The sequence below is a fragment of the Photobacterium sp. S4TG1 genome (assembly GCF_036040035.1).
GTDB lineage: Bacteria > Pseudomonadota > Gammaproteobacteria > Enterobacterales > Vibrionaceae > Photobacterium.
This window is the reverse complement of sequence record NZ_JAYXUH010000002.1, coordinates 143,218-163,505: the sequence shown is the minus strand read 5'-3', so window position 1 is coordinate 163,505 and position 20,288 is coordinate 143,218. Positions and strand designations below refer to the sequence as shown.

Here is a 20,288-nt window from a genome sequence, read left to right as displayed (position 1 = left end):
TAATTAATTTAATTATAAGGGCTTTTTATTCTTTTAGCTTATTAATGTGCAGCAGGTTGCCGTGCTAGTTTTCTTATTTTAATTTCTTCAAATAAAGCAACAAGCGCCATTAATACACAACAAGCAATTGCCGCAGCTTTGATTGCTGCAAAGGTACCAGTCCAACCATCAAGACCAAAGAAAGGGTTACCTTCTGCAATATAGCCAAGACCAATTTTTGCAAATGAGTCACCAATTAGGTAAGCAAACGTGCCTTTAACACCGTCGGCTGCAGCTAGACCTTGTTTAGGTACAAAACCAATTGCAGCAACACCAATAAGTAATTGAGGTGCAAATACTAAGAAACCTAATGCAAATAGAGATGCTTTATAAGCAAAAATCGAGTCTGCGTGTTGGTAGTAACCTAGTGTGAATACAATACAAATGAGAGCAAAACAAGATACAGCACCACGGCGACCATTAAATAAATCTGATAATAGGCCCCATAGACAAGTACCCACTAATGCACCGACTTCAAACATGGTAAAACCAGAGTTTGCAACGTCTTTAGAGAAGCCTAAAATTTGGTGTGCGTAAACGGTTGACCATTGGTCAATACCACTACGTACGATGTAAAGAAAGACGTTAGCAAAACAAAGGATCCAGATAACTTTATTAAAGAGAACATATTTCTTAAAAATTTCCATTTTAGTCAATTTGTTTTCTATAACCGCATTATCTTCTTCTGAAACAGGCTCTTCAAAGATTTCTTCTACAGTACCTAAACCATAAGCTTCAGGGCTATCGTTACCCATAAAGAAGCCGATGATTGCAATAATGATAGCAATCACAGCAGGGAAGATAAACATCCCTTTTACATCACCACCAAAGAAATAATCAGCACCAAACATCGCTACAGCGGCTGCTAATGCGCCACCTGCATTATGTGAAATGTTCCAGAAACCAACACCTAGACCACGACGATTACGTGGTGTCCAGTTAGTAATAGTTACTACTGAGTTTGACCCACCACCTGACTGGAAGAAGCCTGAAGCCGCATATAAGATGGTCATCATAATAAATTGGCTAGAACTTGGTCCCATGACTAAGCCCATACCAAGAATACAAAAACCTGATAATAGTAGACCTAGAGGAAGAATGTTTTTCGCATTCTTACCGCCAGACCAGTAGTTTAGAATGGTCTTACCAACACCATAAGTGATTGAGAATCCAAGACCGATAGTACCCAGTTGGGTTAAACTCATGCCATAGTCAGAAATCATATCATTCTGAGCTATATTGAAGTTTTTACGGACCAAATACATGGCCATATAACTAACGAAAACTACTAAATAGGACTTTAGAAAAGGAGAAAACCATAGTTTACGACGTTCTTTTGGCGATAGGTCAAGCGTAGGCTTGCGGACTCGTTGAAGTATTGATAATTCCATCGATTGAATCTCGTTAGGGCTTAAATCAGATTTGTATTGGTAAGACAAATCACTATGGCGAGACCATACCGATGATACGTGAAAATGGATTAAGAATTTTTCCTAGTTTTTTTATGGAATTTTAAATCTCAAAGTTAGATCACGTTTTTTAATATTTGCAGTGAAATCTTTGGTTGCATTTTTGACGCGGTAGTGTGAAGTTGTTTAACACTATCCATTATGATTGTGTTTTTATAGAAATCAATAAAATAATAATAATTTATTAAAATAAGCATAGTGAAAAATTATTATTGTTAATTGGCTTGTAATTAGATTTTCTTTCTTCTTTTTTGTTGTAAAATAGAAATTAAGCATAAATAATAAAATTAAAAACTTAATTCAAATAAAGACCTTAATAACTTAAATAACAATTTAATTAATGGTTGAGAAATTTTAGTTGTTATTTTTTATTTGGCTAGGGTATTGATTGTCTTTGTAAATATAAAAGACAGGGCTTATTACTAGTGATTTTTGATAAAGATCACATCTTTAAATTTGCCTATTCTCGATTTATCTACCATAGTTAAATTAACCTGAACTAAGATATATTATCGAGCTTAAGGAGGAAACAAGCTGTTTTCATCTAACTTAGGGATTCAGGTTCCGGTTGTTGTTAGTAGACCTATTCAACCCGTTATTAATAGCAATCAAGTTGCAACGCGTAACAGTAAGTGAAATACGTAAAAGCTTCTAAGGTAACACTCTTAGTTGTTAACAATTTGGATAGCAATACCGTAAAAATCTTGCTTCTTCGTCAAAATATCGGTCCATACATTGTTATCGGACACGCCAAGCTCAACGTAATGAGTGACGAAGCGTAACAAACTTGATGTGCCATGTAAGTACATTAAGTGCAACATCACAGCCGCACTTGCATAGTGCGGCTTTTTTATTTTCTGATGTTTGTTGTTGAAAATTATATCGTATTGATATTTAGATATAAATAACTGTTATCCACAAAAAAAGTGGGTAACTATTGAATGCTAGTAAACTCTGTCTGTCATTGTTGCAATGTCATATTGAGTAAAGATTTGGCTTTGGAGGCTGAAGCTTTATTAATAAAGGTGCATAGTAACAGAGTCATGATGTTTGCGAATTAACATAATATTGAATAAGGAATTTTATATGTTAACAATGATTGATATTGGCATCGATAATGCTGTTGCTTTTACATTATCAGGTAAAGTAACAGAAGATGATATGAAGCGTGTCCTAATGGATGCGGAAGCTAAAGCTGTCGATCATGGTGGTATTGTGATCTACGAAGAAATTGAAAGTTTTTCTGGTATTGAATTAGCTGCTATTGCAGAGGAATTGAAATATCTTGTTCATGCTGGCATCAAACATATTAAACAAGTTGCTGTTGTTACTGATGCAAGTTGGATCGAAAAAGTAGTTAAGATTGAAGACGTATTATTTCGTGATATTGATATTCAATACTTCACCTTTGCTGAAAAGCCACAAGCGATCACGTTTTTGCAATTACAATAAATCATGTAGCCGCTAAAATTTCCCTTGGTATCAATAATAAAATCATCATTACTATACCAATAGATATAATCTAAAGCTTCATACACTTAAGTTCAGTAAGCCGCTACATATCAGCCTTCTAATGGGCGAATGTAGCGGCTTTTCTATATGTGTTTATTAGCTAACCATATCAAGATACAGATTTTCAACTTTAGTACGCGCCCACTCTGTTTTACGTAAGAATTTGAGGCTTGATTTGATACTTGGATCATCATTAAAGCAACGAATGTTAATTCGAGCTCCTAGTTCATTCCATCCATAGTGCTCGATAAGTTCTATCAATACTTTTTCTAAAGTAATGCCGTGTAGTGGGTTATTTTTTTGTGTCATGGTATATGCCGTCTGAGTGACTAATTTAAAATATTGAGTTCTTCGTTGTTAGTGTAACTGACAATGGCCTGATCACCCAGCGTCGTTTTTAGAGTCTTTGGTGTTGGCGAAATGCAAGGATGGTAACTTCAATATAGATAAAGTGTGCTAATACTGTCTTTAAGTGAACCGAAATATTTTTATGAACAACCAGTCTTATTCAATCGTATTATTAATTGTAAATTCACCAATAACGCCAGCTTATATTTAAAAGACTATGACTCGTCTATTAATATGGTGCTTATTATACAGTAGGAGCAATATTTTGTACTTCGTCATTGGTAGCAAAATAAAGCGTTAATGTAAGTGATTTAATAAGATTGTAATAATTTAATCGGCGGTTGTTTATTTATATTATTGATTTTTTTTTTACTTTGTTGTGCACATTGTTGGCAACCGCTGCCTGCCAAATGGTTGGTTGGTAATTGAAAAAATTGGCCATGAATACTGCAAATAATAATGCCTTTCGTTCGCATATTTTGGTATTCAAACAATGAATAGTTATACCGATTACCATGAATTTTTTTTGCATCAACGATAAATTGTTTTGTGGTTTTTTTATGGCTGTTTTTTGCACATTTTGGACAACCGTTTCCGCGTAAATGTGCATCTGCACGTTGAGTAAAAATACCATGAATAAGACAAGTTATGTCTATTTTCTGAAGTGCGTTGGTATAGTTTATATTTGAATATTGATAACGATGAAGGTGAATAGCATTGGCTTTTTCAATGTAGACAGTTTGTGAGTAATGATAGGACGAAGCACATTGAGGACATCCTTTTCCTGCAAGATGTGCATTAGGGCTCTGTGTAAAGTTACCATGAATGTGGCAGTGAATGATCCCCTTCTGTGAAGTTCCACTATATACAAATTCCTCATAAGTATATTTATCACCATGAAGTACCGTAGATCGGCTAATAAAGGTGTGAATGTCCATTTTTAACTTACCAGAACAAGCCGGACAACCATGTCCTGCAAGGTGAACATCCGGCCTTTGTTCAAAATTACCGTGGGTTGGGCAAGTAATAATACTTTTAGTTTTGGCGTTTATATAATCAAAAAAAGCGTAATTATACCGTTGGTGGTGGCGTTTTTTTGCTCTTTCAATGAAAAGGTTCTTATTTTTATTCATTATGTTTTGGTTTCTAAATAGTGTTTTTTTATGAGTAGTATTGTTGCGTAAATGATTTATAAAGTAATAACGATAATCCATTTTATAAAAGAGTTAATCACATAACCACAAAGAAAATATCGTTATTTTAATAAGATAACTTAATCGTTGAATATTTTTAATGTAAAAAAAAGTTAAAAATAATTAATGGTTATTTATGCGATTTTTGCACATTATAATGTAAATGTTAGGTTGCAACATCAACCACCAAAAATGGTAATCATTGTTTGCATTTATTTTAATGGCTATCACAAAATTGATCACGTAGATTTCATATCGTATTCAGTAGGCCTAAACGTATTGAAAAATAAGCCTATTAGTGTAATTGCTTATTATATATAACTTGGTTTTATATATTTTAGTGAAGTGACGATATTGAATGTTTTATTACGATATGAAAATATATTCAGTTTTTATACAGACTCAAGGTGTAGCCTGATATAAGCAGGGATTATTTAATGTTTTTATATTTCCTGTAATAAATTTCATAAAGGGAAGGAGTCATAATAATTACGATACAGTCGGTGTAGAGGATTTAAATATGAAAGCATACTCAGGTTGTAACGATATTATTTCTGCAGCAAAAATCATATTACTCGGACAGTTAATACTTGGATTTTTATTTATAATATTAATTTGTATTACAAATAATGCGTTTGGTGTGAAATCTGCAATTATAGGTGTAGCGATTGCCATTATTCCTTCATTGCTTGGACTTAGTAGTGCGGCATATAAATTGAAGAAGAATAGAGAAGCGAATATTAGATATTTAGCCAAGCTTAACTCATTAGTTAAATGGGTTTATACCGCGTTAATGATACTCGCTGTGGTTCGTTTTATACCCGTCGATAACAAAATTATGCTATTGGCGTATAGCGTTACATTTTTAGGGTGCTTCTTAACTCCGATACTTAACAAACCTCAATTTAGGATGACGTAAGGTGGAATCAGTAACTACCGCTCACGATTATATTGAGCACCATCTAACATTCTTCACTGTGGGTAAGGGTTTTTGGAGCATTAACATTGACTCCATGCTCATGGTTTGGTTGTTAGGTTTACTGTTTATCGGTGTCTTTCGATATGTTGCTTCACGAGGAACCAGTGGTGTTCCTGGTAAGTTGCAATGTTTTATCGAAATAACCTATGAATTTGTAAATGACCTTGTTAAGGAAATTTTTCAAACTAAAGATAAGTTAATAGGGCCATTGGCTTTAACTATTTTTGTTTGGGTTTTCTTAATGAATACCATTGACTTATTACCGGTTGATTTTATTCCAGCACTTGCTCGTCTACTTGGTTTTGAGCATTTCCGTGAATTGCCGTCAGCGGACGTCAATGTGCCGATGTCGATGGCGCTTGGTGTATTTATGTTAATCATAATTTATACACTAAAAGCAAAAGGACTTAGTGGCTTTATTAAAGAACTCACTACACAACCTTTTGAAAGTCCATGGCTTTACCCTGTGAATTTAGTTTTGGAGTTAGTGACATTAATATCAAAACCAATTTCTCTCGGTCTTCGGTTGTTCGGCAACATGTACGCAGGTGAAATGATTTTCATCCTAATAGCATTGATGCCGTGGTGGATGCAGTGGGCACTTAGCGTTCCATGGGCATTATTCCACATTCTTATTGTGTTCCTTCAAGCCTTTATCTTCATGGTACTAACCGTTGTGTACCTTGCGATGGCAACAGAAGAACATTAATAAACTAAGTTCGATTTACGTTTTAACTATTTAATAATTTTGGAGTCATTCATGGATATTGTAAGTGCAGTTCTTTATGTTGCTGGTGCACTACTGATTGGTTTGGGCGCTGCAGGTGCGGCGGCTGGTATTGGTAACTTAGCAGGTAAATATCTTGAAGGTGTTGCTCGTCAGCCAGATCTTATGCCGATGTTACGTACGCAATTCTTTATCATGATGGGTCTTGTCGATGCGGTTCCTATGATTGGTGTTGGTATTGGTCTTTACATCATCTTTGCTGTGGCTTAATAGCTAAAACTACCGTTATTTATCATAACGTTATTTAAATAGTGAGGATGGTATGAATTTAAATGCAACCATGCTTGGTCAAGCAATTTCCTTTGTGATTTTTGTTTGGTTATGTATGAAATATGTCTGGCCGCCGCTTACTGCGCTAATAGAACAACGCCAGCGTGATATTGCAGATGGGCTTATTCATACTGAAAACGCAGCGAAAGAACTTGATATCGCAAAAGCAAATGGTGCCAAAGTTCTTGAAGATGCGAAGAAAAGTGCGAGTGAGTTAGTTGAGCAAGGTAATAAGCGTCGAGCACAAATTATCGAAGATGCCCATGCAGAAGGCGAGAAAGAAAAAGCCCGTCTTGTAGCGCAAGGTCAAGCAGAGTTAGAAAGCGAACGTAATCGCATTCGTCAGGAACTACGCGCTGAAATGTCCGATATGGTCATTGAAACAGCAGAGAAACTGATTAATCGCAATTTGGATACTGATGCTAACCGCGATCTCGTTAATAAACTTATCACGGATATGTAAGCGGAGAGCACATTATGTCAGATCCACTAACCATTGCTCAGCCCTATGCCAAAGCTGCATTTGATTATGCAGTTGCTAATCAGGCATTGGAACAATGGGAGCAAATGTTGACCATCGCAGCAACGGTTGCTAGTCAACCAATCATTGCTCAACAGATTGAAGACAGTGAACAGTTTGGTGCTAACGATTCAGCAGCGTTTACTGACATGTTCTTGGGCGTTTGTGAAGGTCTACTGGATGAACATGGCCAGAATCTGATCAAAGTAATGGCTGAAAATGGACGTCTAAATGTGATCGTTCAGGTTGTTGAATTGTTTCGTGAGCTTAAAGATGATTATGAACGCATGGTTACTGCGCATGTCACCACAACAGAGCCATTAAGCATTCAACAACAAGCCAATTTAGTACAGGCGCTGCAGAAAAAATTAAATCGTAGTGTTGAGCTTGATTGCCACATCGATGAAACGCTAATAGGCGGCATACTGATCAACGCTGGAGAACTGGTGATTGACGGTACGCTTAAAAGCTCTATCAACCGACTCGCAACGAGCCTTCAGGCGTAATAGGTAATAGATATGCAACTAAACTCGAACGAAATTAGCGATTTAATTAGACAACGAATCGCAACCTTCAACGTGACAAGTCAAGCACGTAATGAAGGGACTATCGTCTCTGTAAGCGACGGTATTATTAATATCAATGGTCTTGCTGATGTTATGCAAGGTGAGATGATTGAGTTACCTGGCAACCGTTATGCGCTAGCACTTAACTTAGAGCGTCATTCTGTAGGTGCGGTAGTAATGGGTCCTTATGCAGACCTTGCAGAAGGCATGAAAGTAACAGGTACAGGTCGTATTCTTGAAGTTCCTGTAGGTAAAGGTTTATTAGGGCGTGTGGTTAATACCCTTGGCCAACCTATTGATGGTAAAGGCGCTATTGATAATGACGGTTTCGCACCGGTAGAAATCATTGCTCCAGGTGTTATTGACCGTAAATCGGTTGATCAGCCTATTCAAACAGGCTACAAAGCAGTTGATGCAATGGTACCAATCGGCCGTGGTCAACGTGAACTTATTATCGGTGACCGTCAAACAGGTAAAACAGCGATGGCGATTGATGCCATTATCAACCAGAAAGATTCTGGTATTTATTCTGTTTATGTTGCGATCGGTCAAAAAGCGTCAACTATTGCGAACGTAGTACGCAAATTAGAAGAAAATGGCGCCCTACAAAATACTATCATCGTGGTTGCATCTGCTTCAGAAGCCGCAGCGCTACAGTACTTAGCCCCTTATGCTGGCTGTACGATGGGCGAGTATTTCCGTGACCGTGGTGAAGATGCACTTATTGTTTATGATGATTTATCGAAACAAGCGGTTGCTTATCGTCAAATTTCACTATTGCTTAAGCGCCCACCGGGTCGTGAAGCCTTCCCTGGTGATGTGTTCTACCTTCACTCACGTCTACTAGAGCGTGCATCACGTGTAAATGCTAACTATGTTGAGCGTTTCACTAATGGTGAAGTAACAGGTAAAACTGGTTCATTAACTGCGCTACCAATTATCGAAACTCAAGCGGGTGACGTATCAGCATTCGTACCCACTAACGTAATTTCGATTACTGATGGCCAGATCTTCTTGCAGACTAACTTGTTTAACGCGGGTTTACGTCCAGCAGTTGACCCAGGTATTTCAGTCTCGCGTGTTGGTGGTGCAGCTCAGACTAAAATTATCAAGAAGCTGTCAGGCGGTATTCGTACAGCACTCGCGCAGTACCGTGAATTAGCTGCATTTGCGCAATTCTCATCGGATCTAGATGACGCAACCCGTAAGCAGCTTGATCACGGTGAAAAAGTAACAGAGCTGATGAAACAAAAGCAATACGCACCGATGTCTGTAGCGGAGCAAGCACTTGCTATTTTCTCTGCTGAAAAAGGCTACTTAAATAACGTTGAGTTATCTCAAATTGGTGTATTTGAAGAAGCATTAATGGCATTTGCTAAGAGCCAACATGCTGAGTTGCTTGCCTCAATCAATGAATCAGGTAATTACAACGATGATATCGAAGCAAGTCTGCATCAGCTTCTAAAAACATTCGTTGATACGCAGTCGTACTAAGTAACGAGAATGCTTTCCGTCCAAACGACGCAGTATGAATGTAGATAGGAGCTAACCATGGCAAATGCAAAAGAGATCCGCACTAAAATCGCTAGCGTACAAAATACGCAAAAGATCACTAGTGCAATGCAAATGGTTGCCGCAAGTAAGATGCGTAAAGTTCAACATAACATGGAAGCTACCCGCCCTTACGCAGAGAATATGCGTAAGGTGATTGGACACTTAACTTCCGGTTCGTTGGAATATAAGCATCCCTATCTTGAAGAGCGTGAAGTAAAACGAGTCGCTTACATCATTATTTCCTCAGACCGAGGATTATGTGGTGGCTTGAACATTAATTTGTTCAAGAAAGCCATGGCCGATATGCGCCAATGGCGAGATCAAGGGGTTGATGTAGATACCACCTTGATCGGTTCAAAAGCAATTTCGTTTTTTCATCGCTTCGGCAACGTAATTGCACAAACATCAGGTATTGGTGATGAGCCAAAATTAGAAGATATTTTAGGCCCGGTTAATGCCATGTTGGAGTTTTTCGACGAAGGAAAAATTGACCGCTTGTTCCTGGTTTACAACGAGTTTGTAAATACTATGGTGCAAATGCCAAAGGTAACCCAACTGTTGCCTAACCCGGAACTTGAAGAGACAGCATCTGAAGATGTGAATAAAGCAAGTCGCTGGGATTATATCTATGAACCTGATCCTAAACCGATCCTCAATGAATTGATGCTTCGTTATATCGAATCACAAGTCTACCAAGGCACCGTTGAGAGTATCGCTTGTGAACAAGCTGCACGAATGGTTGCAATGAAAGCTGCAACAGATAATGCGGGTGAGCTGATTAATGATCTTCAGCTTGTATATAACAAAGCCCGTCAAGCAGCAATCACCCAAGAGCTAAGTGAAATTGTAGCTGGGGCACAAGCCGTTTAAACAGAATTTTAAGGACATCAAATGAGTATTGGTAAGATTGTCAAAGTCATCGGCGCTGTCGTTGACGTTGAATTTGATCAAGATAGCGTGCCTCGAGTATATGATGCGCTTACCTTAAGTGATAGTGAGCATGCAGCATTAGTATTAGAAGTGCAGCAGCAAATTGGTAGTGGTGTTGTTCGTTGTATTGCAATGGGTTCATCAGACGGTCTTCGTCGTGGTTTAGAAGTGGTTAATACTAATGCGCCAATTTCTGTACCAGTAGGTGAAGAGACCCTTGGCCGTATCATGAACGTATTGGGTACTCCAATCGATGAGTGCGGTGAAATCGGTGAAAAGAAAAAATATGCTATTCACCGCGCAGCACCTTCATATGAAGATCAGTCAAACAGCTCTGAATTGCTAGAAACTGGCGTTAAAGTCATTGACCTTATTTGTCCGTTTGCGAAAGGCGGTAAAGTGGGTTTGTTTGGTGGTGCGGGTGTAGGTAAGACCGTCAACATGATGGAGCTTATCAACAACATCGCCAAAGCGCACTCAGGTTTATCAGTATTTACCGGTGTCGGCGAACGTACTCGTGAAGGTAATGACTTCTACTTCGAGATGAAAGAAGCCGGAGTGCTTGATAAAGTTGCCATGGTTTACGGTCAGATGAACGAGCCACCGGGTAACCGTCTACGTGTAGCGCTAACAGGCTTAACTATCGCGGAAAGTTTCCGTGATGAAGGTCGTGATGTTCTTCTATTTATTGATAACATCTACCGTTACACACTTGCGGGAACGGAAGTATCTGCACTGTTAGGCCGTATGCCATCAGCGGTAGGCTATCAGCCAACATTGGCTGAAGAGATGGGTGTACTACAAGAACGTATTACCTCAACTAAAACGGGTTCTATCACCTCTATTCAAGCGGTATATGTACCAGCCGATGACTTGACTGACCCATCACCAGCAACAACCTTTGCTCACTTAGATGCAACCGTTGTACTGTCTCGTAATATCGCTGCATTGGGTCTATACCCTGCGATTGACCCATTGGATTCAACTTCACGTCAGCTTGATCCATTGGTTGTTGGTCAGGAGCACTATGATGTTGCTCGTGGTGTGCAGACAGTACTTCAGCGTTATAAAGAATTAAAAGATATTATCGCTATCCTTGGTATGGATGAGCTATCTGAAGAAGATAAGCAAACCGTATCGCGTGCACGTAAGATTGAACGTTTCTTAACGCAGCCTTACCACGTAGCGGAAGTATTTACCGGTCAAAAAGGTATTTTCGTTTCTCTTAAAGAGACTATCGCTGGCTTTAAAGGCCTATTAAGCGGCGAGTATGATGACATTCCAGAACAAGCATTCTTGTACTGTGGTGGCATTGAAAATGTACTTGAAAAAGCGAAAACCTTATAAGGCTTGAGGAGGCATTATGGCTATTGGCGTTACCGAGAACACGTTCCAGCTTAATATCGTAAGTGCTGAAGGACCGTTGTTCTCTGGTCCAGCTCACGCGCTGGCAGTTTCAGGCTCCGATGGTGAGTTGGGTATTCGCCCTGGTCACTCTCCTTTATTGAGCCGACTAAAACCTGGTGTAGCAAGCTTTGTCACAAATCTGAAGGATCCCGAAGAAATCCTTTATATTTCTGGCGGTATAGTCGAAGTTCAGCCCAATGTAGTAACTGTACTTGCCGATACGGCAATGCATGGGAAGGACATCGATCAAGCCCGCGCTGATGAAGCTCGTCGCGCCGCCGAAGAAAACATCAACAAGCATGCTGATGATGTTAACTTCGCAATGGCGGAAATGGATTTGGCAAAAGCAATGGCACAATTACGTGCAGTTGAATTGACCCAGAAACAGATGCGTCGTTAAATCAGTTGGAATAAAACGCTAACCGTGTGTTATGGCTAAATCACCATAGCGATAACATGTGGTTATTGTCTTATGCTTACTGGTTCCCGTCTCTATAGGTCTCCAGCCTAATACCAAGGGACAAAGTAATAGATATACAGGATGTTATTTATTATTGGTGAACGTAAGTTTACCGTCACTATCTAAAGCCCCTGTTCTGTACCGAGAGCAGGGGCTTTTTTTGTGTTTTTATATCTCTGTATGGATTGATGTTTCATATATTTTCTTTAAAAGAGTAGGGTTATTTCTTTTTAAACTATGATAACTTTTTAAACAAAAGTTTAAAAAGTTTTTGTTTGATAATAAGGTTATGGTGTCTATTTTTATTATATGTAAAAAATTCAAATCACTATATTCATTTAATATAGAATCAGGTTCTGCGACTGTTGCTATTTTTTTTCCGCCACCAGAGACAATTAATTTTAAAAAAAAATCAGTACGCACATAAAAAAAGACATATTTTAAGTCATTATTCTTAATGAGAGTATCAAATAAACACAATGTAGATAATTTATAATAATCTTTAGTTGATGTCACGTGCTCTAAAACTGCAATACTATTGATTTTACCATTAACATTTTTTATATATAAATCACTTAAGTTATCACTGTGGCCATAATTAAAGATTTTGTCATTTGTATATAAATGTATAAAAAAAGCTTCTATGATATCATCTAAATACCAACAGCCGATGGTTATTGGCCATTTATCGTTCAATTTAAAATGTTCATTTTTTTGAATTTCTAAAAACTCACTAATATTATAATTAAGATTATGTCTGTTTTTTGATAATTTAAATGAAATATTATTTGATATTTTAACATTATTGATTTTTTTATATCTGTTTATTTCTACCCCAAATCTTACTTTTAATGATTTTTCTATCATATTTTCATTTATAGATATGCTACCAATTGAGTATATATAAGAAGTAAGCAAATTTAGTTTTCGCATTATTCTTATCTTTTTTTCTAATGAAGGTGATGTTTTTTCATTTTCCCAGCGGCTTAAAGTGACTACATCTAGTTTAGATAAAGATTCATCATCTAATGTTAATTTGTCAACAAGGTCATTCTGAGATAATTCATTGTTATCTCTGTGTTTTTTTATAAGATTGATAAACTTATCTTGCATTTTAATTCTCACATTTAGAAAGAAATTGTTAATATAGTACTGTGTAAGTGTAATGGGCATCGGTCTTTTATGTAATAAAGCGTAGCATTTATTTATAGATTAAATCAAATATGCTATTACAAATAAATATGCTTTATCGGTAAGATATTGCCTCTATTTTAGAGGCTTGTTTTTAATGTGTAATAAGAAAGTAACAAAAAAAGTTATAACTGATGGTCTGATTAATAATCATTTTTCTAATAACTATCAGCCGATTTATAGTGCGGATAATAATTTACTTAATGGTGTTGAAGTACTATTAAGGTTTAACAGTCCTTCTTTAGGGTATATTAGCCCAGATTGTTTTATAAGTTGCGCAGAAGAAGAAAATTTAATTAATGATCTTTTTTTCTTTTCTACGAATCAAGCTTTAATAGATTTAAAAAACAATCATAAATTAAAAAAAATATCTATTAATATCTCTCCAAGTACATTAATGATCCCTGATTTTTATTGTTGGTTGCATGATAAGTGTAAAGATAATTTTATTTCTAATGATAATGTAACTTTAGAAATAACTGAGAATGTTGAATATTTTGAAACAGAAGTATTTTTAGAAAACATCAATAAGTTAAGGATGCTTGGTTTTGGGTTAAGCATTGATGACTTCGGTACTGGATATGCTTCATTATCAAAATTAAAAAATATTCCATTTACTGAATTGAAGATAGATAGAACATTTGTGAAGCATGCAAAAAAAAATAATATAGATAGAAAAATTATTGAGCATTTAGTGAGTTTAACACACAACTTAGGATTAAAAGTTGTTGCTGAAGGTATTGAGGATGTAGAGACATATAATATGATGAAAGAAATTGGTGTTGATTTATGTCAAGGCTATTTTTTTCATCGTCCAGTGCCTATTAACAAATTAATAAATAATGTTATAGATGGGTAGTTAGGCTGGGCGACCGTATGAGTGCCTAGTTTTTCGCCATAGCTATAAAACCGGCACCCAACATAGCTTCTAGCATGGAACTATTCATCATGCAGCGTTTCTGCTTTCCAACTATACTGAGTTTAGTTGGTTCAGCTTGAAGCATATTCAGACCCATATGACGAATACAGGCTAGCTTTTCGGCACCGTGATCTTTATATATTTGGCACGTAATGCTCACATCAAGTACTCAATGAATGGATTCTATACTCCAGTGCTCCCTAATCGAGCTCGAGGCTTATTCTGCTGTAATATCTTTTGTGATGGTATTCGAGATCTAACTTCTTCCCTTTAATAACGTGTAATTTTTAGTCATAATGATACTTTTTAGGTCTTTCCAACGAGAGACGTTGCCCTCAAGCTTATCGCTTCCAAATACATGGCTCTGTCGTGATTCTATGCGGCTATGACCTTTTTCAAAAGTAATGTTATTGGCTACATTTACTCGCTCTGCTGCAAATGCTTTTTCTACCGCTATTCGAAGTTTTCCCTGATTACCTTTGACTGCAAGCAAGTAATTGGCGCCTTTATCAACAATAGCTTTAGCTATCTTCGTTTGAGAAGCCATTGCGTCAATAGTCACCAATGATCCCTCTATGTCGAGCATTTTTATACCTGCTTACCACCGAGACTCAGCCAGTGTTAATAATTTCTCTAGCATTGGTGGTGATTTTGCACCACATTTAATTAGCGTATTGAATATATCTTCAACTCGAAACTGAAAACAGAATTCATCAAGATAACGAGGAATATGTTTTTCTCTAATTGCGTGATATGTCCCTTTTATAGAAATTTTAATGTTACCAATCATGGTATCGACCCAATAAAATGTAGCTTCATATTGGTGAAGCTCTTTACCATTTTTTGGTAATGAACATGAATAATTTCAGCTGCTAACAGACCATTAAAACAGGGTAAACCATCTGATATGATAACGTTTTTTCTTGTAAATGCTTTTTAGCCCAATCTGTAATTTCTTGTTTTTTTAAACAAGAAACAACACTTAGCCGCATATAAATAGGATGACTTTCTTCATCTAAAGAGATCTCTGATATAAAAGGTCACCACGTCCACATTTTCCTTTTTTTTACCTCCAATATATGCATCATCCAATTGCACGATGTTGCCTAACTTTCGATTATTATCATGTTCTTTCATCACTCGCATGAGCTTATGTTTTATTCGTCATGCCCCGTTATAAGAACCCCCTAATTTACGCTTTAGCTCTAATGCTGAAATACTATTTTTATCTTGCGTGATGAGATAAATATTTAAAAAAACAAAGTAGTTAACGGTGATTTTGAATGAGAAAATAAAGTACCTACTGTCAATGATGTCTGATGGTGACATTTATTACATTGATATAATGACCGTGATTTAAGTTCACAATAACTTTGAGAAGCACACTTAGGGAAAACGTAACCATTTTTCCAGCGAATATTAAATAAACGCTCTCTACATTGCATTTCTGTCCCATATATTTGCATAAATTCGGGTATAGAAAAGCCTTTCTGAAATTGTATTGAATTCTTAAGCATAACGTAGATCTTATACTTCAATATCTTGAAGTATAGGAGATAATTTAACAGTGGCTGTTAAATAGTGGTAATCAGGTAATCAGGTAATCAGGTAATAAATTAACAATGATATGAAGGATCAAAAGTAGAGGTCTATCGCATGTTTTTATGGTGTTTCATTTGTACAATGAACACCATAAAAAAACGCCTAATATCAACCCAGAAATCCAAGCTCTTACCGAGCTTTAAACGATGGTAAAGACACTGTTAGCGTCGCAAAACAAAGTAAATATCAATGGCAACAAGAGTGTCAATAACTGTTTAATAACTCGAACTTGCCTTCGTTCGATCGCCTGTTTGCTAAATGCTTTGAGATGTTAAATATTACAATGCGTCTCAAAGTGATCCCTTTAACGAAGTGGAATGTAAAGCAGTTAAGAAAGAATAAGTTGAGAACACGATACAACTACCACGAAAAGCGTTGTAAACGCAAATCCTCGCCTAAAATGTTACCGCGTGAAGTTATTGAATTCGATATTGATGCTAACGAGAAGCAATGCTCTTATAGTGACCATACTCTGCATAAAATCGGTGTGTTAGAGTTTAGTACTCTAGGTAAAGCGATAAAATACACGTAGGGTCAATGGTCGAAATTTGAGCCAGATAATAATATCGCCCGTGGGTCATGGAGCGGATACAGCTAAATGAAAAGTTTTAACATTCAAAATCTATAAATGTCAGTGAGTTGAAATAAATTATAAATATATCAATTCTTATTAACAATTCAAGTAAAGCTAAGCCTATGAAAAAGCTAAGTATATAGCACTTAGCCTTTATTTAAATTAAATCATTTAGGTCTATGATAAAATATACAAGGATATTTCTCGTATATTGCTAGTTACTAATTTCGAGACCAGCATGATGGGTACGAATATGTATCTTTGAATGATTGAGTTTTACCTGATTGAACATCAAATTCTGATGAGTCATTCTTTTCGTTTACATAATGTAAATCAGTTGGGTCACTGTTAACATAACCTAATCCGTAGTAAGAAACATGGCCGAGACTATTGCCGTCAATGGCTGATAACCACTTTACAAATCCTCTTACTTGCGGGTAATAAACTGAGCTAACATAAAATAGACGACTATGTGTTTGTGAACTACTAGTAAGATGCGGTATATTGTCAGAACCAGATGTCCAATTATCTCTACCACTTAATTTTATTTTATTAAAGACAGTACAAACTTTATTGATTACTTTTAGCCAATTTTCCCTATCTTCAACTGTAGTAGTTGGCTTTGACCACTGCAAAGCTTTAACAACAGTAGAACCATTACCAACTTGCAGTTTTGAAAGGCTATTAATCTCTGTAGGTGACAGCCCTGCTATTTCCATAATATGATTTGTTAAAGCAAGCGTAAACTTTTCAGTTTTCCAACCTTTGATAGGGATTACACAACCAAGAGCATCAGCTTGTTGCGGTTCAGTAACATCTGAAGGGCAGGTTGATATACCTAATATGACTTTTGTGGTGGAAGTTGGCGCAATAGGATCAGATAGACGGAGAGTAACGTTAACAGCATCGTCAATATTGCCTGGCTTTTTAGTGATCTTAATAGAATTACTAGCTATTGTTACCTTAATAAAATTATCAGCAAGCGCAGGATCTATTAAAGTACCATTAACATTTATAGCTTCTACTTCATAACTTAAGTCGTACTTACTTGGAGCTAGAAAAATAGAATCACCAGAGGCGCTTTTAGCAGTTAAATAGACCTTCGTTGTTTGATTATATTTAGCTGGATAGTATTCTTCTGCAAAAGTCCAAGAGCGCGGAGTGATAGTATCGGTACATGAAAAGTAACCATCAGTAGAAGAAGTGTCTTCAATTCCTGAATCAAGACTTATTGCAGTACCATCAATAGTTACATAAGGCTGTCCGCTATGCCATAAATATTTAGTTCTAAAAACTGATTTATCGCCTAATACATTAATTCGCATTTGCTCTAATTCTGTAAATGACGCTGTTCTCATCCCTTTAGTCGTACAATATGCATCTGCTAAAATGTGATCAAACGTTGGATATGTTCCAGTAATGCCTGTTGTTCCATTCTCTTTAAATACATTTGTAAATGTACCATTTATTTCTGATAATTGTGGAGTTGTTAGTGGTGGCGTGAAAATCAGTTTTTGGATGTCATCTATTATCGTTTCATATGGTGAGACAGTAAAAGATAATCTACCGATACCATAGCCACCATTATGATCAGAAATAATATAAGTCAGAACCTCAGTTCCAATTTCATTTGGAGTATAAATAAAAGAATGGCTAGAATCGATTTTTATTGTACCTAAGAATGTTTTAACATTGATTAATTGGAGTGTATCGGCCATATCGGGATCACTAATATAATCAGAGATATCAATATTTACATTACCACTTGTCAAAGGTAGAGGTTCTAACACTCTATCTAAAGCGATAGGATTATGGTTTCCTTTCTGACCTATTGCTATATAGGCTACACCAGGTCTTGCTATATTATTGGCAGGGTCTATCTCAGTATAAAAAATTCTTACCGTACCTGTGGTCATGGTTGGGGCTTGATAAGTTATTGATGAACTATCAGCAGTAACACTACCTATATCTGAAGATGCTGTTTCTCCAGTTAAATATACTGATGTGGGATCAATTTCAAATCCAGACTCAATTAGCAAATCTTTAGCATTCAGTGTTAATAAATCTGATTCAGTTATAGTACGTGATACTGGAGGTAAAAAATCACCTTTAGTGTAATCGTCTGTTACGACCACTTGGGCAATAGCCTCACTTGTTCCGGTATACTTTGAAGATTGTGTTTTTACATGATATTTAAAGCGGCAAACATTAGCACCACCAGTTCTAACTTTAAATGTTAAGCCATTAATATCACTTTTGTTAAAATCGCAGTTATTATCTATATTTTCTATATTCTCTATAATTAACTGTTGATTATCTTCTGCAGTTACTCTTTCTCTCAGGTCGATAACTTGAGTATTTTTAGTAGATGAAAAAGAAAGTAAATCTTGAGCATTTATAGTAATTTTTTTTTGTGGTGATGGTCCTTTATTATCATCACTTTCGCTACCACAACCCAAAAGCACTAATGATAATAAACTAAATATAAAAATTTTTTTTATATTAAACATGTAATCTCACTATCTCATTATTTAATTGATTCGCGATTGTAATAATATTTAAAGCTGTATTAATAGCATAAAAATATATTTTATTTGTTAAATGCTATTAATCTATTTTTTTTGTTCAGTAATATATGTGCCGACTCCACTTAGGAGTCAATTGGTTATGTAATAACTATTACATAACTACGATCATATAATAAGAAACAATAATCATTATGGAGTTAGTCTCATGACAAATAAAAAAAAGCTACTGGTAACTGCTTTAGTATCTACACTAGGTTTTTCTTCTGTATCAGCATATGCAGATGCAGATGCAGATGCAACAATTCCGGTTTCGGGTGATGTTTCATCTGCTTTTCTTGAATGGAGCGGTTTTGCTAAGGTTATTCCTGGTAACGACATCGTAATTACTGGTGCTCGTTCTGGTGCTGTTGAAGATGGTGTTCTAACGGTTAATGGCGATGGTACGTTTGAGACAAAAACACCTATCATTCTAGAGTCTCGTTTGTACTGGGATCAAGGTTCAGGTTCTAAAACTGCTGGCGATTTATTCGCTACAAACTGGACAGTGGATGCTGATGGTATCACTGCTACTTGGGGTGCGAACTCTACAGCAGGTATGGATATTAAAATGACTGATATTGCATCAGGTACAGAGCTAACGTCTACAGCTGGTGCTAACGGAGTTTCAACTGTTACTCTAAGTGTAAACAGTGTATCGCCTGTAACTTCAGCGACGCCTCTGAATTTGCTTGAGCCTCTAGTTGTAAACGCTAATGTTCTAGCTACAGTAGCATAATATTAAGATTAGGCATCATAGATGCCTAATCTTTTATTTTATCCAGCTGGTTAATGATTTTCAGGAGTGTCTTTTGTCTAAAGAAATGTTAATAGTGTTAATGTGCACTTTTTTTGCTAGTAATTCTTTTGCTAAGACTGAATTTCCTGTTGATTTTCTACTCCAAGCAGATGTAACACCATCCGCCGCAGGGTTTAAAATTAAATCAGTTGTGATATCGCCAAATAATTTTACTGTTATTTATGATGAAAGTCATGAACGTTTCCACGATATTAATTCTACATTAACTGTTAATACTGATATACCTTCAAGTCGACTTGAAAGTTTTTATTATGATATTAATCTTGTGGAAAACAATGCTTCTTGTTTACTACATAATGGGAAAACTATTTATTATGAACCGCCAGTATTAGCTATGACTAATAATGTGGGGGATCTCGTCGAAGTGAATAGTCGCAACCCGTTATTATGGCAAGAGTTTGATGATGTTGTGTCTGGAACACAAGCTAGTGTAAAAAAAATTAATCTTTCTTTTTCAAAAATACCTGTCACTGATTTTATTAATAATTATAAATATTGTGAAGGTAAAATGACGCTAATGGTTGGGCTATCGATATGAGAAAAAGTCATCTAGTATTAACTGTCTTTTTTTTATGCCTATACTC

The 20,288-nt window shown here is 36.3% G+C and carries 19 protein-coding genes and 2 pseudogenes; 13 read left to right on the top strand and 8 right to left on the bottom strand.

From position 1 onward, the window contains the following. Positions 1–41: 41 nt before the first annotated feature. Entirely contained in the window at positions 42–1,430 is a 1,389-nt protein-coding gene (gene uhpT / locus VXS03_RS04380) for a hexose-6-phosphate:phosphate antiporter (RefSeq protein WP_327762195.1), read from the bottom strand. 743 nt (positions 1,431–2,173) lie between these two features. Then, complete coding sequence (locus VXS03_RS04375) at positions 2,174–2,332, bottom strand: hypothetical protein (RefSeq protein ID WP_327762194.1); 159 nt, start codon at positions 2,330–2,332, stop codon at positions 2,174–2,176. Between the two features lie 262 nt (positions 2,333–2,594). Here VXS03_RS04375 and VXS03_RS04370 point away from each other — a divergent pair, with 262 nt between their 5' ends. Beyond that, complete coding sequence (locus VXS03_RS04370; protein WP_327762193.1) at positions 2,595–2,960, top strand: STAS/SEC14 domain-containing protein; 366 nt, start codon at positions 2,595–2,597, stop codon at positions 2,958–2,960. A gap of 156 nt (positions 2,961–3,116) precedes the next feature. Here VXS03_RS04370 and VXS03_RS04365 read toward each other — a convergent pair whose 3' ends face one another. Further along, positions 3,117–3,329, bottom strand: coding sequence for a VF530 family protein (locus tag VXS03_RS04365; protein WP_327762192.1), 213 nt, complete (start codon positions 3,327–3,329; stop codon positions 3,117–3,119). Positions 3,330–3,679: 350 nt separating this feature from the next. Beyond that, positions 3,680–4,501: a hypothetical protein gene (locus tag VXS03_RS04360; protein WP_327762191.1), complete on the bottom strand. Its 822-nt coding sequence runs from the start codon at positions 4,499–4,501 to the stop codon at positions 3,680–3,682. A 580-nt stretch (positions 4,502–5,081) separates the two neighbouring features. On the opposite strand from VXS03_RS04360, the gene VXS03_RS04355 reads away from it, so the two are divergent. From VXS03_RS04355 to VXS03_RS04315, 9 genes are read left to right on the top strand one after another with little or no spacing between them, the layout of a single operon-like run. Next, the gene (locus VXS03_RS04355) at positions 5,082–5,480 is read left to right on the top strand and encodes an ATP synthase subunit I (protein WP_327762190.1); all 399 of its coding nucleotides are present in this window, start codon (positions 5,082–5,084) and stop codon (positions 5,478–5,480) included. Position 5,481: 1 nt separating this feature from the next. Then, positions 5,482–6,249 carry a F0F1 ATP synthase subunit A gene (atpB, locus tag VXS03_RS04350; RefSeq protein WP_080155448.1) on the top strand — a complete coding sequence of 256 codons (768 nt, stop codon included), beginning with the start codon at positions 5,482–5,484 and terminating at the stop codon, positions 6,247–6,249. 51 nt (positions 6,250–6,300) lie between these two features. Then, positions 6,301–6,537 carry a F0F1 ATP synthase subunit C gene (atpE, locus tag VXS03_RS04345; RefSeq protein WP_036791577.1) on the top strand — a complete coding sequence of 79 codons (237 nt, stop codon included), beginning with the start codon at positions 6,301–6,303 and terminating at the stop codon, positions 6,535–6,537. 52 nt (positions 6,538–6,589) lie between these two features. After that, a complete protein-coding gene (gene atpF / locus VXS03_RS04340; RefSeq protein ID WP_080155449.1) occupies positions 6,590–7,060 on the top strand; it encodes a F0F1 ATP synthase subunit B in 471 nt (156 codons plus the stop codon). 14 nt (positions 7,061–7,074) lie between these two features. After that, positions 7,075–7,623, top strand: coding sequence for a F0F1 ATP synthase subunit delta (locus VXS03_RS04335; RefSeq protein ID WP_080155450.1), 549 nt, complete (start codon positions 7,075–7,077; stop codon positions 7,621–7,623). Between the two features lie 12 nt (positions 7,624–7,635). Beyond that, positions 7,636–9,177, top strand: coding sequence for a F0F1 ATP synthase subunit alpha (gene atpA / locus VXS03_RS04330; protein WP_080155451.1), 1,542 nt, complete (start codon positions 7,636–7,638; stop codon positions 9,175–9,177). 57 nt (positions 9,178–9,234) lie between these two features. Then, entirely contained in the window at positions 9,235–10,107 is an 873-nt protein-coding gene (gene atpG, locus VXS03_RS04325) for a F0F1 ATP synthase subunit gamma (protein WP_297483157.1), read from the top strand. Between the two features lie 21 nt (positions 10,108–10,128). Further along, on the top strand, positions 10,129–11,514 hold the full coding sequence (atpD, locus tag VXS03_RS04320) for a F0F1 ATP synthase subunit beta (protein ID WP_080155453.1): 1,386 nt from the start codon (positions 10,129–10,131) through the stop codon (positions 11,512–11,514). A 16-nt stretch (positions 11,515–11,530) separates the two neighbouring features. Further along, positions 11,531–11,974, top strand: a complete 444-nt coding sequence (locus VXS03_RS04315; RefSeq protein WP_080155454.1) for a F0F1 ATP synthase subunit epsilon — start codon at positions 11,531–11,533, stop codon at positions 11,972–11,974. A 228-nt stretch (positions 11,975–12,202) separates the two neighbouring features. Here the strand turns inward: VXS03_RS04315 and VXS03_RS04310 are convergent, their stop codons facing one another. Further along, the gene (locus VXS03_RS04310) at positions 12,203–13,147 is read right to left on the bottom strand and encodes a helix-turn-helix transcriptional regulator (protein ID WP_327762183.1); all 945 of its coding nucleotides are present in this window, start codon (positions 13,145–13,147) and stop codon (positions 12,203–12,205) included. Between the two features lie 175 nt (positions 13,148–13,322). Here VXS03_RS04310 and VXS03_RS04305 point away from each other — a divergent pair, with 175 nt between their 5' ends. Next, positions 13,323–14,084 carry an EAL domain-containing protein gene (locus VXS03_RS04305; RefSeq protein ID WP_327762182.1) on the top strand — a complete coding sequence of 254 codons (762 nt, stop codon included), beginning with the start codon at positions 13,323–13,325 and terminating at the stop codon, positions 14,082–14,084. Between the two features lie 25 nt (positions 14,085–14,109). On the opposite strand, the pseudogene VXS03_RS04300 reads toward VXS03_RS04305, so the two are convergent. The 3 genes and pseudogenes from VXS03_RS04300 to VXS03_RS04290 form a co-directional block, all read right to left on the bottom strand. Continuing rightward, a pseudogene (locus tag VXS03_RS04300) lies at positions 14,110–14,736 on the bottom strand (ISAs1 family transposase); the annotation flags it as partial. Between the two features lie 6 nt (positions 14,737–14,742). Next, positions 14,743–15,661 (bottom strand): annotated as a pseudogene (locus tag VXS03_RS04295) (IS1595 family transposase). 880 nt (positions 15,662–16,541) lie between these two features. After that, positions 16,542–18,830: an Ig-like domain-containing protein gene (locus tag VXS03_RS04290; protein ID WP_327762181.1), complete on the bottom strand. Its 2,289-nt coding sequence runs from the start codon at positions 18,828–18,830 to the stop codon at positions 16,542–16,544. Between the two features lie 223 nt (positions 18,831–19,053). Between VXS03_RS04290 and VXS03_RS04285 the strand changes: the two genes are divergently transcribed. Together VXS03_RS04285 and VXS03_RS04280 are read left to right on the top strand one after the other, a co-directional pair. Beyond that, the gene (locus VXS03_RS04285; protein ID WP_327762180.1) at positions 19,054–19,623 is read left to right on the top strand and encodes a hypothetical protein; all 570 of its coding nucleotides are present in this window, start codon (positions 19,054–19,056) and stop codon (positions 19,621–19,623) included. A gap of 73 nt (positions 19,624–19,696) precedes the next feature. Next, positions 19,697–20,242: a hypothetical protein gene (locus VXS03_RS04280; RefSeq protein ID WP_327762179.1), complete on the top strand. Its 546-nt coding sequence runs from the start codon at positions 19,697–19,699 to the stop codon at positions 20,240–20,242. The last annotated feature ends 46 nt before the right edge of the window (positions 20,243–20,288 follow it).